Origin of the sequence: Sphingobacterium sp. UBA5789 (assembly GCF_002418355.1) — a bacterium.
Taxonomy (GTDB): Bacteria; Bacteroidota; Bacteroidia; order Sphingobacteriales; family Sphingobacteriaceae; genus Sphingobacterium.
Genome location: NZ_DIDX01000001.1, coordinates 129,292 through 145,139, shown reverse-complemented (window position 1 = coordinate 145,139; position 15,848 = coordinate 129,292). Strand labels below are relative to the sequence as shown.

12 protein-coding genes are annotated in these 15,848 nt (G+C 41.5%); 8 read left to right on the top strand and 4 right to left on the bottom strand.

The genetic code is table 11. The features are described from left to right. Positions 1-30: 30 nt before the first annotated feature. Entirely contained in the window at positions 31-1,305 is a 1,275-nt protein-coding gene (gene purD / locus B4B65_RS00670; RefSeq protein ID WP_293912443.1) for a phosphoribosylamine--glycine ligase, read from the bottom strand. 117 nt (positions 1,306-1,422) lie between these two features. On the opposite strand from purD, the gene B4B65_RS00665 reads away from it, so the two are divergent. The 7 genes from B4B65_RS00665 (at position 1,423) to B4B65_RS00635 (ending at position 10,237) form a co-directional block, all read left to right on the top strand. After that, positions 1,423-4,104, top strand: a complete 2,682-nt coding sequence (locus tag B4B65_RS00665) for a TonB-dependent receptor plug domain-containing protein (protein WP_293912441.1) — start codon at positions 1,423-1,425, stop codon at positions 4,102-4,104. A 7-nt stretch (positions 4,105-4,111) separates the two neighbouring features. Further along, positions 4,112-4,879: an enoyl-CoA hydratase/isomerase family protein gene (locus B4B65_RS00660; protein WP_293912439.1), complete on the top strand. Its 768-nt coding sequence runs from the start codon at positions 4,112-4,114 to the stop codon at positions 4,877-4,879. A gap of 1 nt (position 4,880) precedes the next feature. Continuing rightward, entirely contained in the window at positions 4,881-5,762 is an 882-nt protein-coding gene (locus B4B65_RS00655) for an SDR family oxidoreductase (RefSeq protein ID WP_293912436.1), read from the top strand. Next, the gene (locus tag B4B65_RS00650; RefSeq protein ID WP_293912434.1) at positions 5,763-6,407 is read left to right on the top strand and encodes a hypothetical protein; all 645 of its coding nucleotides are present in this window, start codon (positions 5,763-5,765) and stop codon (positions 6,405-6,407) included. It abuts the gene before it with no gap. Between the two features lie 79 nt (positions 6,408-6,486). After that, on the top strand, positions 6,487-8,220 hold the full coding sequence (locus B4B65_RS00645; RefSeq protein ID WP_293912431.1) for a phospho-sugar mutase: 1,734 nt from the start codon (positions 6,487-6,489) through the stop codon (positions 8,218-8,220). A 9-nt stretch (positions 8,221-8,229) separates the two neighbouring features. Then, complete coding sequence (locus tag B4B65_RS00640; protein WP_003009518.1) at positions 8,230-8,772, top strand: NUDIX hydrolase; 543 nt, start codon at positions 8,230-8,232, stop codon at positions 8,770-8,772. Between the two features lie 154 nt (positions 8,773-8,926). Beyond that, positions 8,927-10,237, top strand: coding sequence for a nicotinamide mononucleotide adenylyltransferase (locus B4B65_RS00635; RefSeq protein ID WP_201681069.1), 1,311 nt, complete (start codon positions 8,927-8,929; stop codon positions 10,235-10,237). Positions 10,238-10,287: 50 nt separating this feature from the next. Here the strand turns inward: B4B65_RS00635 and B4B65_RS00630 are convergent, their stop codons facing one another. Beyond that, the gene (locus B4B65_RS00630) at positions 10,288-11,118 is read right to left on the bottom strand and encodes an N-acetylmuramoyl-L-alanine amidase (RefSeq protein WP_293912428.1); all 831 of its coding nucleotides are present in this window, start codon (positions 11,116-11,118) and stop codon (positions 10,288-10,290) included. A 147-nt stretch (positions 11,119-11,265) separates the two neighbouring features. Here B4B65_RS00630 and B4B65_RS00625 point away from each other — a divergent pair, with 147 nt between their 5' ends. After that, complete coding sequence (locus tag B4B65_RS00625) at positions 11,266-11,958, top strand: AIM24 family protein (RefSeq protein WP_002998389.1); 693 nt, start codon at positions 11,266-11,268, stop codon at positions 11,956-11,958. A 42-nt stretch (positions 11,959-12,000) separates the two neighbouring features. Here the strand turns inward: B4B65_RS00625 and B4B65_RS00620 are convergent, their stop codons facing one another. Further along, positions 12,001-12,663 carry a hypothetical protein gene (locus B4B65_RS00620; RefSeq protein WP_201681067.1) on the bottom strand — a complete coding sequence of 221 codons (663 nt, stop codon included), beginning with the start codon at positions 12,661-12,663 and terminating at the stop codon, positions 12,001-12,003. Positions 12,664-12,945: 282 nt separating this feature from the next. Then, positions 12,946-15,819: an aminomethyl-transferring glycine dehydrogenase gene (gcvP, locus tag B4B65_RS00615; RefSeq protein ID WP_293912424.1), complete on the bottom strand. Its 2,874-nt coding sequence runs from the start codon at positions 15,817-15,819 to the stop codon at positions 12,946-12,948. Positions 15,820-15,848 lie beyond the last annotated feature (29 nt).

Genomic DNA, 15,848 nt, shown 5'->3' with positions numbered 1-15,848 from the left:
CTATTGAGACTGAGAAAAATGTTTTTTAAATCAGATAAGATCGAAGCCAATATCACGGCGAAAATACTTACCATCGAAGTATATGCGGCCTGCATCAGCAGTCGCCTGCTGCAACGCATCAAACAGTGTATCCTGCAAAGTAGTGACTGCGATGACACGTCCTCCGGCACTTAACACTTCCCCGTTCTGCTCCTTTGTACCTGCATGGAATACGATAGATTCCTTTACATTTTCTATGTTAGATATCACTTTCCCGGATTCGTAATCACCCGGATATCCACCTGAAACCAACATTACCGTAACAGCCGTTTTTGGTGAAACCGTATACGAGCGGGTATCCAGATTTCCCTGCGCAACACCTTCAAGTAAATCAACCAGATCAGATTCAATGCGAGGCAATACCGATTCTGTTTCCGGATCACCCATACGTACATTATATTCGATCACAAAAGGCTCTCCACCAACATTCATCAAACCGATAAAAATAAATCCTTTGTAAGGAATATTATCCTTCTTCAGACCATCTACTGTAGGTTTAATAATTCGTTCTTCCACCTTGTTGAGAAACGTTTCGTCTGCAAACGGGACAGGCGAAATGGAACCCATACCTCCTGTATTGAGACCCGTATCACCTTCGCCGATACGTTTATAATCCTTTGCAGATGGCAATACCTTATATGAAGTCCCGTCTGTAAGTACAAACACAGACAGTTCTATTCCTTTCAAAAACTCCTCAACCACTACGACATCACTGGCTGCGCCAAATTTAGCATCTGCAATCATAGCTTTCAGTTCATCCTTTGCCTCCTGAAGGCTTTCGCAGATCAATACCCCTTTACCCGCAGCAAGACCATCCGCCTTCAGTACAATCGGAAGATTCTGCGTTTCCAGATAAGCAAGTCCCTCTTCCAGATTAGACCGGTCAAATGAACGGGAAGCCGCTGTAGGAATCTGATGACGTTGCATAAACTGTTTGGAGAAGTCTTTTGAGCCCTCCAACTGTGCTCCCTCCTGCTGAGGACCGATTACAGGAATATGCTTGATGTCTTCTCTGTTGAGAAAATAATCATGAATTCCTTTAACAAGAGGCTCTTCAGGTCCGACCAATATCAGATCAATCTTATTGTCCAGTGCAAACTGTGCCTGTCCTTCAAAATCAGTTACTTTTAAAGGCACATTTTCTCCATAGGCCAATGTACCTGCATTTCCCGGAGCAATAAATAATTTGTCTAATTTTTTACTTTGAGCAATTTTATATGCAAAGGCAGATTCCCGACCGCCTGAACCAATGATTAGGATATTCATACCGCAAATATATTTGTTTTGGCCGGAATGCGAGGATATTTTTGAGTCTAATCTGCTAATTATCAAATAACCTTTATACTTTCTGTATTTTTTCTTAATTTTCTAAAAAAACCGATCATGAGTCTTAAATATTTCTTCATGTGTTTGTTTACATCGCTTTCTATCGCAGCGATGGCACAAACAGCAGTCATTGACAATGTCTCCAAAAAACTCGACACCTATCTAAGTAACAATATTCAGGAAAAAATATATCTCCATCTTGACAAACAACATTACAGTGCCGGGGAGACCATCTGGTTTAAGGCTTACACTACCGTCGGAATAGAAAATCTGCTATCAAATATCAGTGGTGTTGGTTACGTTGAACTGATCGGACCTGAAAAGAAAATCATTAAATCCCTGACCATCCCCATGACTGCAGGACTCGGCATCGGCGAAATTGAACTGATCGATACCCTGACAGAAGGCTCTTACCGTATCCGTGCCTATACCAACTGGATGCGGAATAATGATGATGCCTACTTTTATGACCGAACCATACAAATATCAAACGGACGAAGCGATAATGTTGTTTCAACGACCTCCTTTATCCCGGCCTCAGATCCTGCTGAAAAGAAGAATACCTATGTAATCAATCTTAAAAATTTCGCAGGAGCTCCTTTGATCAACACAAATGTACAATACCGCACCTATACAGGAGACAAAATAGAAGACAAAGGCCGTGAAAAAACAGATGAAAAAGGAGATCTGACTCTCAAAACAGATAAAAAACTCACTTCAGGCTATATTCTTCTAACCTTCGAATCTACCGATAAGCGTCCGGTAAAGAAGATCATTCCTCTTCAGGCACCTTCCGATAACAGTATACAACTCCTGGCTGAAGGTGGAATTTTACTGGACAATACGTTATCAAAGATCGGTGTCAAAGCACTGAAACCAAACGGCATGGGCATAAAGGTCAAAGGCAAGGTCTTAGATAATAAAAAAGAGGTCGTTGCCGAATTTGAAACAAATGATCTGGGCATCGGCAGCTTCACCTTTAATCCGTTTAAAGATCAGCAATACAGTGCTGAAGTCAATTTTGATGACGGAACAGTTTCATCTGCAAAACTTCCCGAAACACAGAGCTCCGGTATCACCGTTGCTGTAAATCCATTTATGCAGGACCGTATTGCGGCACAATACAGTTTCTCTCCCGATCGTGTCGATCAGAAAGAAGTCTATCTGCTGGTACAGCACTTAGGGGAGCTCCTTTACGTAGCAAAGCAAAAAGTCAGTAAGAGCGAATTGCTATTTATGATCCCGAAAAAAAATCTGCCAACCGGTATCTATCAGATCACCTTACTTTCTGAAGCTGGCCTCCCTCTTGTCGAAAGAATGGTCTTTACCTCCAATCCGCAGAACGTCCTCCCGCTGAAAGTAAGTACAGACAAGACGGATTACACAACGCGAAGCAAAGTAAATGTTCGTCTGGATGATGCGATTCTGGAGCCTTCCAATTTTGCGAGCCTCTCTGCGGCTGTCATTAACCTAAACCGAAACGAGCCATATGACAAAGACGCTCCGAATATCTATTCCCAATTACTCTTAGCTTCAGATATAAAAGGATATATAGAGCGTCCCGGATATTATTTTGAAAACCCGGATAGCATTAACATCACGGATCTGGATAATCTCATGATTACACAAGGCTGGAGAAAAATTGAATGGCAGAAAATAGACTCATTAGCAAATATCAAACCCACATTTGAACCTCAAAAAATGCTGTCTATCAAAGGTGTGGTAAGAAAATACGCCCGAAAGGGAACAGTTCCGAATGCTAAACTACAGCTAATCTCCACACGAAATTTCATGGATTTTATCGATACCACCGCAAATGCGGACGGAAGATTTAACTTTGATAATCTCGTCTTTCCGGACAGTGTTAAATTCCTGATCTCCGCGACAGATGAGAAAGGCAAAAAAAATGTGGAAATCGATATTGATCCCACCGTCCCTCCGTTTGTAAAAGAAAACAAAAATGCCCCTGAAGAATCGAGCAATGTAAACTTTACATTTCAAAAAACAATAAAAGAAAACCAGCGCATGTTTGCAGAAATGCAGCAAAAAGGACTTTTAGAGAAAACTATTTTTCTGGAAGAAGTCGCTATTACACGACGTGTAGAGAAAAAAGCTGCTGAAAGCTCCCGCAATCTCAATGGCTCCGGCCGCGCCGATCAGATTCTGACAGAAGAAGATTTGCAAACCTGCCCTACTCTGGAAATGTGTCTTAACGGCCGATTAATGGGTGTCTATTTTCAGGGAGGCATTCCCTACAACACACGTGGAAATGTACCTATGCAGGTCGTGTATGACGGAATGTACATTGAAGCTGATCAACTCAGTATGATTAATACCTTCGATATTGAAAGTATTGAGGTACTCCGCAGCCCGATGTACACCGCTATCTACGGCTCATACGGTGGCGGAGGTCTGATTGTTATCTCCTCAAAAACCGGAAAAGCTTCCATGACCAGCAATTTTGATCCAAAAGGAATAGCGACAGCCACACCGAAAGGATTTCACCTTAATAAGACATTTTTTAAGCCGGATTACGAAGTTAATGACCCGGAAAAAGCATTTACCCGTGATTACCGCTCAACAATCCACTGGGAGCCAAATCTTCTTATTAAAGATGAGAAAGGAACAAATTTTTCTTTCTTCACTTCAGATGAAAAAGGAACATACCAAATTACATTGGAAGGCGTTGATACAAAGGGACGCATTGGAAGAAGAGTTTTAAAATTTGACGTAAAATAATTAGAATATGCAGTTTATCACCATCAATACCGAAGAACGGATCACACACATTACGCTGGACAGAGGAAAGTCTAATGCCATGCACATGGAAATGATTGACGAGCTTACACAAGCCATTCTCGAAGCAGAAGAAGACCCCGCCATTGAGGGAATTATCTTACATGGGAAAGAGAATTTTTTCACCTCCGGACTCGACCTCATCACCCTGTATGCATACAATGAAGAGCAAATGAAAATCTTCTGGTTAAAGTTTATGACCTTGATACATAGACTCACCGCATTTTCCAAACCTTCTGTTGCGGCCATATCCGGCCATAGCCCCGCAGGAGGATGCGTACTTGGTATCTGTTGCGATTACCGCATAATGGCTCGTGGCGAATTTATCATCGGACTGAATGAAGTCCCGGTCGGTATTGTCGTTCCACCGAGTATTTTTAAGCTGTATAGCTTCTGGATCGGACAGCGTCTGGCTTATCAATATCTGTTAGAAGGGAAATTACTTAATCCGGAAAAGGCGCTTGAAGTCGGCCTTATAGATGAAGTGGTCGACCCGGACCGTATTCGAACCGCAGCATTACGTAAGATAAAGTCAGTAACACAATTTGAAAAGAACTCTTGGAGAAGTACCAAACAGAATCTAAGAAAAGAATTACTCGAAAGTATCACTCAACAGCAGGAGGCTGCTATCGATCAGGTACTCAAGCAGTGGTGGGCACCCGCAACACGGGCAGTGCTCAAAACAATTATTGAAAATTTAACCGCAAAAAAAGCATAATATGGAACAGTCAAAAGTAGAAGGAGCCTTAAAAGAAAATGCGTTAAAAGGAAAAACAATCGTTGTCACCGGAGGAGGAACGGGACTTGGACGAAAAATGGCAACTTATTTTCTGGAATTGGGAGCTAATATCGTCATCACAAGCCGGAAAATAGATGTACTGGAAATCACGGCAAAAGAGATGATGGCAGAAAAAGGAGGAACTGTTCTACCGGTAGCTTGTGATATCCGCAATATAGAAGAAGTAGAACATCTGCTCTCTGCAACAGAAGAACGATTCGGACGTGTAGATGCGCTGTTAAATAACGCTGCCGGTAATTTTATTTCACCTACTGAACGTCTGTCTGCAAATGCCTTCTCCACAATTATTGATATTGTACTCAAAGGGACGGTTAACTGTACGCTGACATTTGGAAAAAACTGGATTGCGAAAAAGCAACAGGCCTCAGTTCTGAATATTATCACGACTTATGCATTTACAGGCTCAGGATACGTGGTCCCGTCAGCTGTCGCAAAAGGCGGAGTGCTGACCCTGACCAAATCCCTTGCTGCAGAATGGGGAAAATACGGTATCCGGCATAATGCCATTGCTCCGGGACCTTTCCCGACAAAAGGAGCATGGGATAGGTTATTACCGGGAGATCTGGCTGAAAAATTTGACTTTAAAAATAGGGTACCGCTAAAACGTGTCGGAGACCATCAGGAATTAGCCAATCTGGCTGCTTTTCTGGTTTCAGATTTTGCCAACTACATCAACGGAGAAATTATTACCATCGATGGCGGAGAATGGCTACAGGGGGCGGGACAGTTTAGCGGATTCGAAGCAATACCGGAAGAAATGTGGGATATGATCGAACAAAGCATCCGCAAAAACAATAAATAAATGAGGAGAAGTCCCATAATTCTGATCCTAATGCTCTTGCTGCTGACGGGTTGCAATTCCAAAACAAAAAAGGAATCACAACAGGTTTCGGAACTGGCGGATTCGGGAAAAACTACATCCGCTCAAACGGATGAAAAAGTAGAAATTCAGGAAATTGCCTCTCGCTTTGTCAGGGCTTACTTAAGTCAGGACTCCGCAAAGGTAAATGCCCTGATACATCCTGAGTTGGGTTTGACTATCATTCTTAGAATCGGAGCTGGAGATCGCTTTCAACGGATATCAACGTTAGATTTTGCAAATCCTTTACCCGGTTTTTATCCTTACCCTGCATTTCAAAATGATTACGGAATCACATTCGCAAGCCTGCCGACATATAGTTGCGAACATGAGAAATGGAGTAAGGATGGTTGGTTTATAGATACGACCACTCACCCGAACACACTCTCCTCATTAGCCACATTTCTCGACCGCGTCAAGGAACAGGAAATCCCTGCAGAAGAAATCCAAAAGATGAAGACGCTGGAGCAGACGAGCTACAGAATTATTCTAACCGGAAAAGAATCTGTTATATTTCACATTACCAACTATCAGAATGCCTGGTATGTCACCCTTTTAGACCGCGCATACAGCAGCTGTGATGCTTAAAATTATGTTGTAATGCTTAAAATTATTTAGCAATCTCATTATTGATTGACTATATTTACTACCAATTAGAGTTTAGCATATGAGTACTATTGACACAAATACACAGGCCAAAATCAATCAATGGCTGGGATCTGAATATGATACGGAAACAGTAGATCAGGTCCGGAGACTAATAGATCAAAATGAAGAAACAGAATTAATTGACAGTTTCTACCGGGATTTGGAGTTTGGTACAGGAGGCCTTCGTGGTATTATGGGCGTAGGGTCTAACCGAATGAACAAATACACAATCGGAAAAGCGACGCAAGGTCTGGCAAATTACCTCAAAAAACAGTTCGCTGGTCAGGAAATCAAAGTCGCTGTATCATACGATAGCCGCAATAATTCACAGTCCTTCGGCAGATTGGTCGCCGATGTTTTTGCTGCAAACGGTATTAAAGTTTACCTGTTCTCCGAATTACGTCCGACACCGGTACTATCCTTTGCGATACGTCATTTTGGTTGTCAGAGTGGTGTCATGCTAACAGCATCCCACAATCCGAAAGAATATAACGGATATAAAGCCTACTGGAATGACGGTTGCCAGCTCACAGCTCCGCATGATAAAAATGTGATTGATGAAGTGAATGCCATTGCATCTGTAAATGACATTAAATTTGAAGCTATCGCTGAAAATATTATTCCTGTCGGAACAGAGATCGATGAGGCTTATATCAAAGCTAATGTGGCACTCAGCATCAATCCTGAAGTCGTAAAAGCGCAAAAAGACCTGAAAATTGTCTTCTCTCCCATTCACGGGACGGGCATCACTATTGTTCCGCAACTCCTTAAAGCATGGGGATTTGTCGATGTAATACTCGTGGAAGAACAGGCAACTCCGAATGGAAATTTCCCGACAGTAATTTATCCGAATCCGGAAGAAGAAGATGCAATGGCAATGGCCAAAGCTAAAGGTGAAGCTGTAGATGCAGATTTAGTACTGGCAACCGATCCGGATGCGGATCGCGTAGGTGTAGCCGTAAAAAATAATGCAGGTAAGTTTGAATTGCTCAACGGCAATCAGATAGGAAGTCTGTTGATTTATTATGTATTAAGTGCTAAAAAAGAACAGAATAAACTATCAGAAACAGCATACATTGTCAAAACGATAGTTACCACTAATCTTCAGGCCGATATTGCTGCGCATTTTGGTGTAAAGCACTATGAAACGCTTACAGGATTTAAATACATTGGTGAGCTGATGACAAAGTTACTTGGAAAAGAGGAGTATCTTGCCGGAGGAGAAGAAAGTTACGGATACCTGGTCGGCGACCTTGTCAGAGATAAAGATGCACCAAATGCCTGCGCTTTTCTTGCAGAAATGACCGCTTATTTTAAGAATAAGGGTAAATCAGTTTACGATGTACTCATGGACATCTATCAGGAATTCGGATGCTATCGTGAAAAACTGGTGTCACTGACTAAAAAAGGAAAAGCCGGAGCTGAAGAGATTGCAGCAATGATGGTCAGGCTTCGCGAAAATATTCCACAGACTTTGGGCGGTATTGCTGTAAAAGAAGTCCGGGATTACCAGAACAGTGTATCTATACTATTAGCTTCAGGAGAAAAAAAGGCTATCGAACTTCCTAAATCAGATGTTTTACAATTTATTACGGTAGATGGAGATGTGATCTCTGCACGTCCGTCAGGAACAGAACCCAAGATCAAATTTTACTGCTCGGTAAAAGAGCCTCTAAACTCAGTTGCAGAATACCACACGGTATCTCAGCGTCTGGAGGATAAAGTGGAAAAAATGATGGCCGATATTATTTAAGCTGACAATATGGAAAAATGGAAATTACTCGCTTCGGAATACATTATCAAGCGTCCATGGGCTACGCTCAGAGTAGACAAAATGGAGCTTCCGAACGGTAATATAAAAGAAGAATACTATGTGCTGGAGTACCCGACGTGGGTCAACATGATCGGAATCACTAAAGATCAAAAAATCCTCTTTGTACGTCAGTACCGTCATGGCGCAGATCAGATTATGGTCGAATTGCCTGCCGGTGTTGTGGAAGAAGGAGAAGATCCGCGCGATGCGGCAAGAAGAGAACTATTGGAGGAAACGGGATTTGCATTCGAGGGAATAGAAGAAATTTGTAAGCTATATGCCAATCCCGCTACCAGTGGAAATCTGACATATACTTACATCTTACAGGGAGGTGTAAAAGTACAGGAACAGGAACTTGACAACTCAGAAGATATCGAAGTTGTAGAAATGACTATAGAAGAGGCTAAAACTTTTCTGTTTGAAAATAAATTAGGACAGGCTCTGCACACCGCGGCCCTGTTCTATGCATTCCGTAAACTAGGCCTGCTTTAAAGCAAGCCTGGTTTTATTGCTTTTCAGAAACAATCTTTTGTAAACTCCCCGTTTGGAAGAAGCAAACACTGAATAATCCCTCTCTTTACGAATGTTGTTATCTCTAAACATCATTTCACTTTAGAAGCCGTAGGCTTTTTTGTACCTTTGCCGCATGGCGAGAGAAATTATTGAAACCAAGAGAAAAGCACTTCAAATAAATCTGAACCCCGATATTTACGGCACATTTGCCGAGATCGGAGGAGGACAGGAAGTCGCCCGAAACTTCTTTGGTGCCGGAGCTGCTTCGGGCACTATTGCAAAAACCATTTCAGCATATGACATGGCCTTCAGTGATGCCATTTACGGAGCCGAAGAGTCCGGCAGATATGTCAGCAGACCCCGCCTCAATAAAATGCTCCACCATGAATTTGAACTTTTAACAGAGCGTCTTCACGGAGAAAAATACTCTACAAAAAAGTTCTTCTCCTTTGCAAATACGGTTACAACGCTCAATTTCACAAAAACAAATGAACCGCATGGCTGGATCGGGATCCGTTTTCAGACGGTCACAAACGGCCCTATTAATCAGATCATCATTCACACCAGATTGCTAGACAATGATAACCAGCAGCAACAAAAAGTTCTGGGTACCATCGGTGTCAATCTCGTATATGCCGCATATTATTATACCAACGATATCCAATCCATGATTGAGTCTTTCGTAGATAATGTCTCCGCAGGCTCGGTGGAAATAGATCTGGTAAAAGTAGAAGGCCCGGTTTTTGAACGCGTCAATGAACGTCTGATCAACCTTTACCTTGTGGCTAAAGGATTTTCAAAAGCAGCGATCTTCAAACCAGATGGCAAAGCGGCACAGAGTAAGGATTATCTGTATAAAAAAGACATCATCATTCTCCGTACGAAATACCGTCAGAAATCTCTTCCAAACTTTGATCTTTTCAATCTTGCAGTAGAGCAATTCAAACGCAATACAAATGCAAATCCGGAAAATGTAGTCGTTATGATTGAGGTCTTGATGGGAAATGTACTGGATGAGGATTCAAATATCTCTAATGAGGATCTAAAATACTTCGCAGAGCGTGCGGAGTACCTCTGCTCTACCGGTAATACTATTTTGGTATCCAATTTCCGCAGAAACAATCACCTGGCTGAATATGTTACGCAGTTCAAACCGGGTAATATCGGCATAGCTTCCAATATCTCCAACCTGAGAAATATCTTCAACTCAGATCAATACAATAAAGATCATTATACAAATGAATTGCTGGGCTATATCAGTGGAATGTTTAGCAAAAATGTAAAGCTGTATGTCTATCCTTACATGGATAAAAATGAAAATATCATCACAACGGAGAATCTTAAAGTTTCGCCGGAAGCAAAGCCTCTATTCGATTTTCTGATACAGAACAGATATATTATCGATATCGAGAATTACGATCCGAAATTTGTAAAAACAATATAACAAAAAGGGCCTTACACGAGTAAGGCCTTTTTTGTATAAGGTGGAATCCTCTACAAGAACTTTTTATAAATAGCATACATGATCTTACGATCTTCATCCGTAAGAGTAGCTGTAGTAATGTCTCTTTGGATATAGTGTGTCTTAAATGCCTTGATTGCTGCATCCGGGTTCTTGGTGTCATATCCTATAATACGCAAAGCCATTACCGGATTGAAATCTAAAGGCGGCGTTTCCAGGAAATCATCATACCAGTAACCGAATCCTTTGTCTGCCAATGTTTTCCAGGGAAAACGGGTCGGATCATTTTTACGTTCAGGAGCCAGATCCATATGACCGATAAAATTGGCCTGTGGAATACCGTACTTTGTTTTCAGATAAGTCAGTAATTCGATCAGGCTATTGATCTGTGATTCAGTCCAGGGATCCGTAGTACCATTATTGTCCAACTCTATCCCTATAGATGAAGAATTGAGGTCTGTATCATTTCCCCATTTTCCTATTCCGGCGTGATGTGCCCGGTAATAATCGTTGACCATCTGCACCACCTTACCGTCACGGCCTACCACGTAGTGTGAACTAACACCTGCTTTGGCAGAATGAAATGTTTTAATGGTCTGGTCCGTAGAATTCTGTGCGGTATGATGAATGACAACATAGTTTGGCTTGCGCATACCAAAATTAATAGAAGCCACCCATTCTTTATCCTTTACCGGATACAATTTGGAAATAGCCTGATCTTTGGGAGGAACTTCTTTATATAGTTTGGCAAATTCTTTTGCTTTGCTTTTGTATACTTTCTCAGTTGCGGCATACTTTCCGCCTGAACAGGAGGCGATTACAAAAGAAGCCAGCATAATTCCCGTAGAAATTTTTAAATTCATAAATCATTATTTTAAACAAATATACAACCTGCAACCCAAATAAAAGACCGGACAAACCTCTTGGCACATAATTAGCATAGAAGCAACAGGTACTCTTATTAAACGAAAGAAAACAATTAATAATACATTTATTAGAACACTACAATTATGAGCGAATTTTCATTACAATCATTCATTGCAAAAACAAGGCAGGATGATTCAGAACATGATTATTTTGAGTTGGAAAAAGCACAAATGCTGGAAATCAACCTGAATAATCAATCTGTATGGACCAAAAACGGAAGTATGGTCGGGTATGTTGGTACTATCAAGTTTGAAAGGGAAGGTATGCTTTCCGGAGGGATTGGAAACTTCCTTAAGAAAACCCTTACCGGCGAAGGAGCCAAACTGATGAAAGCACAGGGCACAGGTCGGCTGTATGTGGCAGATTCGGGTAAGAAAGTTCAGATTCTGCAACTCAATAATGAGTCTATCTGTGTAAATGGAAATGATATCCTTGCACACGATCAGAGTATCAAAAACGAAATTACAATGCTGAAGAGTATTGCCGGAATGCTTTCCGGAGGATTATTTCAGGTTCGGTTGACCGGGAGCGGATATGTTGCCATTACAACACATGGCGATCCGCTTACACTGATGGTAACTCCGGGAAACCCTGTCTTTACAGACCCGAATGCGACTGTAGCATGGGCAGGACACTTAAAGCCGGAATTAAAAAGTAATGTATCATTCAAAAGTATACTGGGCCGCGGAAGTGGCGAAGAATTTCAAATGATGTTTCAGGGAGAAGGCTGGGTACTGATCCAACCCTATGAAGAAGTGTATTTTCAACAAAGCTAAATAAAAAAGGGGCTGTTTAGCCCCTTTTTTATTTATATCCTTTTATTTTAAAGCAGAATAATTCAGCTTATCCATAGCTTTCTGTAATTCAGCCAATGAGAAATGCTGGCCTCTTAATTCAACATTGTATCTGTCTTTTTCTAAAAAGCTTACTGAAGAAACAAAGTAATCTGCTGTTCCGTCATTTTCTTTGCTTTCTTCCGTTTTACCACGTTTTCCGTTAAACTCGCCGGTCTTCTCTACACGGTTTCCGTTTTCACTTTCACTTTCCACCTGATAACCAAGCACAAGCAAAGAAACAACGCCCGATCCAAGCTCACCTGCGCCATCCATCAATTTTACGGTGATTTCTTTCCCCGCTTCATCTGAATAAGTGGCATTTCCAGTAGCAATATTTCCATACATTTCACCATTCCCTACCGAAATACTGGTTCTCTTCAATCCTTCTAATGTTTCCGGAAAGAAAGATTTTAGTTCCTCATTAGATAACGGAGCCAGTCCTTTTAATTTCTTCTGTACTTCCTCCATTTTTGCCGCACCATCAGTCAGATTATTCAGGTTTTTGACCCCCGAAACTACGTCTGCGATACCGCCCTTTTCTTCTGTAGAAGTATCACCGTCCTCACTTTTTTTATTTCCGCCACAGGCAGATAGTAAAACTGCAGACAAAGTAAGAGTTGAAATAATTTTGAAATAGCTTTTCATATGTATAAAATTTGTTTTTTAAAAGACCGACGGGCGGATTCTAAACTGTACTGATTCGTATTTGTGGGGCTTGTACCACACAGATTTTCATATATAACTTATTTGTTTAACAAATATAAAAAATCCCGCCACATATACAATAATCTATTAAACAGCATTTTACTCATTCGAAAAAATTAAACACATCCGCTCTTCTGAGATATGTTTACTTCTGTAAAGCAATTAACAAAAAAAGAGGCATCGCTTAAAAGTAATGCCTCTTTCTGTATTATAATGAAAGGCTTATGCCTCCATGTATTCTTCAATAGAAGGACATGAGCAAATCAGCGTACGGTCTCCCTGAGACTCATTTACACGACCTACAGATGGCCAGAATTTATGTGCTTTCAGATAGTCTAACGGATATGCAGCAGTCTGACGGCTGTATGATCTTGTCCACTCATCTGCAGTCACGACAGCCGCTGTGTGCGGAGCATGCTTCAGAACATTCTCTGTCTGATCAATTTCTCCGGATTCTATTGCTGCGATTTCCTGACGGATAGCGATCAACGCATCACAGAAACGGTCTAACTCTGCTTTAGACTCAGACTCTGTAGGCTCAACCATAAGGGTACCCGCTACAGGGAAAGAAACCGTTGGCGCATGGAAACCATAATCCATCAATCGTTTAGCGATATCCGCAACTTCCACTCCTACGTTCTTAAAGTTCCGGCAATCCAGGATCATTTCATGCGCACAGCGACCATTGATTCCGGAATATAATACCGGATAATGATTTTCTAATCTGGATTTGATGTAGTTTGCATTCAGAATAGCTGTTTTAGTGGCATTTGTCAGACCATCTCCGCCCATCATAGCAATATACGCATGCGAGATAACCAGAATAGATGCTGAACCAAAAGGAGCTGCTGAAACAGCATGAATACCTTCTTCACCTGAAGTTTCTACTACTTCATGATTAGGTAAGAAAGGCACCAGATGTTTAGCGACACCGATAGGGCCCATACCCGGACCACCACCACCATGCGGGATACAGAATGTCTTGTGCAGATTCAGGTGACATACGTCAGCACCGATATGACCCGGACTTGTCAGGCCTACCTGTGCATTCATATTCGCACCATCCATATATACCTGACCTCCGTTTGCATGGATGATCTCACAGATTTCAATAATAGATTCTTCAAATACACCATGTGTAGATGGGTAAGTAACCATCAATGAGTTCAGATTAGCAGCGTGCTCCTCAGCTTTCGCTTTTAGATCAGCTACATCTATATTACCAAAATCATCACATTTCACTACGACAACTTTCAATCCCGCCATTGATGCAGATGCTGGGTTGGTACCATGAGCAGATGCAGGAATCAAACAGATATTACGGTTATGATCACCACGACTTTCATGATAAGCACGGATCACCATAAGACCTGCATATTCTCCCTGTGCACCGGAATTCGGTTGAAAACTCATTTTCGCAAATCCCGTGATTTCAGACAACCAGTCATTCAGTTCACCAATCAATTGCATGTATCCGGAAGTCTGATCCAGCGGTGCAAACGGATGAAGTCCGCCAAACTGTGCCCAGGTCACTGGAACCATTTCCGCTGTCGCATTCAGCTTCATCGTACATGATCCTAACGGAATCATAGAGTGACATAGCGAAAGATCTTTCGCCTCTAATGATTTGATATAGCGTAACATCTCATGCTCAGAGTGGTAGCTATTGAAAATAGGATGCGTCAGGTAAGCACTCTGACGAACCAATTCAGCAGGGATAGAAGATGCAATTGCCTTCTCCGCAGCATCAAAATCAACATCACTTAGTGTCTTACCTATAATTTTAGCAAACACTTTTGTGATGGTCTGAATGTCTTCAAAGGTAGTCGTTTCGTCTATAGAAATTTTTACTTCTGTTCCATTGTAATTGAAGTTCATTTCATTATTCAATGCTTCAGCTTTCAATGACCCGGCATGTTCTCCCAGTTCGAAACGAACTGTATCAAAATATGTTTTGTTCAGCTGTGTATAACCCAATGACTGAATAGCATGATCTAGTAATTGTGCAAGATCGTTGATACGGCTTGCAATATTTTTAATCCCCTGAGGTCCGTGATATACCGCATAGAAAGAAGCCATAATAGCTAGTAATGCCTGTGCAGTACAGATATTAGAAGAAGCTTTATCCCGACGGATATGTTGCTCACGGGTTTGCAGCGCCATACGAAGCGCATAGTTCCCGTTTGAATCAGAAGTAACCCCTATGATACGTCCCGGAATATTACGTTTGTAAGCATCTTTTGTAGCGAAGAAAGCCGCATGAGGACCTCCAAAACCCATTGGTACACCAAATCGCTGCGAGTTACCCACAACAACATCAGCACCCCATTCTCCCGGCGGCGTCAATAAGGCAAGACTCATCAGATCTGCTGCCACACAAATTGTCATTCCTTTTGCATGAACAGCATCAGCGAACGCTTTGTAGTCAATGATAGATCCGTCACCCAGTGGATACTGTAAGAAAACAGCAAAAACATCGTCTGTCAGATTAGATTCTGAAACAGATGCTATTTTCAATTCGATTCCAAAAGAGATTGCTCTTGTTTTCAATACATCAATCGTCTGTGGAAATGCTTTTTCTGAAACCAAAAAAGTGTTTGCTGCTTTATTCTTACGAGCAGAATACAACATAAACATTGCTTCTGCAGCTGCTGTTGCCTCATCTAACAAAGAAGCATTCGCAATTTCCAAACCTGTAAAGTCAGTAATAACCGTCTGGAAATTCAACAGTGCCTGAAGGCGACCCTGAGCAATTTCAGCCTGATATGGTGTATACTGTGTATACCATCCCGGATTTTCGAATACATTTCTCTGGATAACTCCCGGAAGAATTACATCGTAATATCCCTGGCCAATATAGGATTTGAATACCTTATTTTTTTCGGCGATTTGCTTAGCTCTTTTCAAATACGCAGTCTCACTTAATGCTGTTGGCAGGTTTAATGCTTTTTTAGCTCTGATTTGAGAAGGAACCGTTTGATCAATCAGCTGATCAACAGCGTCAACACCTAAAGCTGACAACATCTCATTCACTTCAACCTGACTTGGACCGTTGTGACGACTTTCGAATTTTTCTTGAAAATGTATTTTACTCATGGATGTAAAAAGTTACCGCTTTTTGTTCA

What these genes read in the sequence shown, in the direction of transcription:
- purD (WP_293912443.1), bottom strand. Translation starts at nt 1,305, where the DNA reads ATGAATATCCTAATCATTGGTTCAGGCGGTCGGGAATCTGCCTTTGCA.
- B4B65_RS00665 (WP_293912441.1), top strand. Translation starts at nt 1,423, where the DNA reads ATGAGTCTTAAATATTTCTTCATGTGTTTGTTTACATCGCTTTCTATC.
- B4B65_RS00660 (WP_293912439.1), top strand. Translation starts at nt 4,112, where the DNA reads ATGCAGTTTATCACCATCAATACCGAAGAACGGATCACACACATTACG.
- B4B65_RS00655 (WP_293912436.1), top strand. Translation starts at nt 4,881, where the DNA reads ATGGAACAGTCAAAAGTAGAAGGAGCCTTAAAAGAAAATGCGTTAAAA.
- B4B65_RS00650 (WP_293912434.1), top strand. Translation starts at nt 5,763, where the DNA reads ATGAGGAGAAGTCCCATAATTCTGATCCTAATGCTCTTGCTGCTGACG.
- B4B65_RS00645 (WP_293912431.1), top strand. Translation starts at nt 6,487, where the DNA reads ATGAGTACTATTGACACAAATACACAGGCCAAAATCAATCAATGGCTG.
- B4B65_RS00640 (WP_003009518.1), top strand. Translation starts at nt 8,230, where the DNA reads ATGGAAAAATGGAAATTACTCGCTTCGGAATACATTATCAAGCGTCCA.
- B4B65_RS00635 (WP_201681069.1), top strand. Translation starts at nt 8,927, where the DNA reads ATGGCGAGAGAAATTATTGAAACCAAGAGAAAAGCACTTCAAATAAAT.
- B4B65_RS00630 (WP_293912428.1), bottom strand. Translation starts at nt 11,118, where the DNA reads ATGAATTTAAAAATTTCTACGGGAATTATGCTGGCTTCTTTTGTAATC.
- B4B65_RS00625 (WP_002998389.1), top strand. Translation starts at nt 11,266, where the DNA reads ATGAGCGAATTTTCATTACAATCATTCATTGCAAAAACAAGGCAGGAT.
- B4B65_RS00620 (WP_201681067.1), bottom strand. Translation starts at nt 12,663, where the DNA reads ATGAAAAGCTATTTCAAAATTATTTCAACTCTTACTTTGTCTGCAGTT.
- gcvP (WP_293912424.1), bottom strand. Translation starts at nt 15,819, where the DNA reads ATGAGTAAAATACATTTTCAAGAAAAATTCGAAAGTCGTCACAACGGT.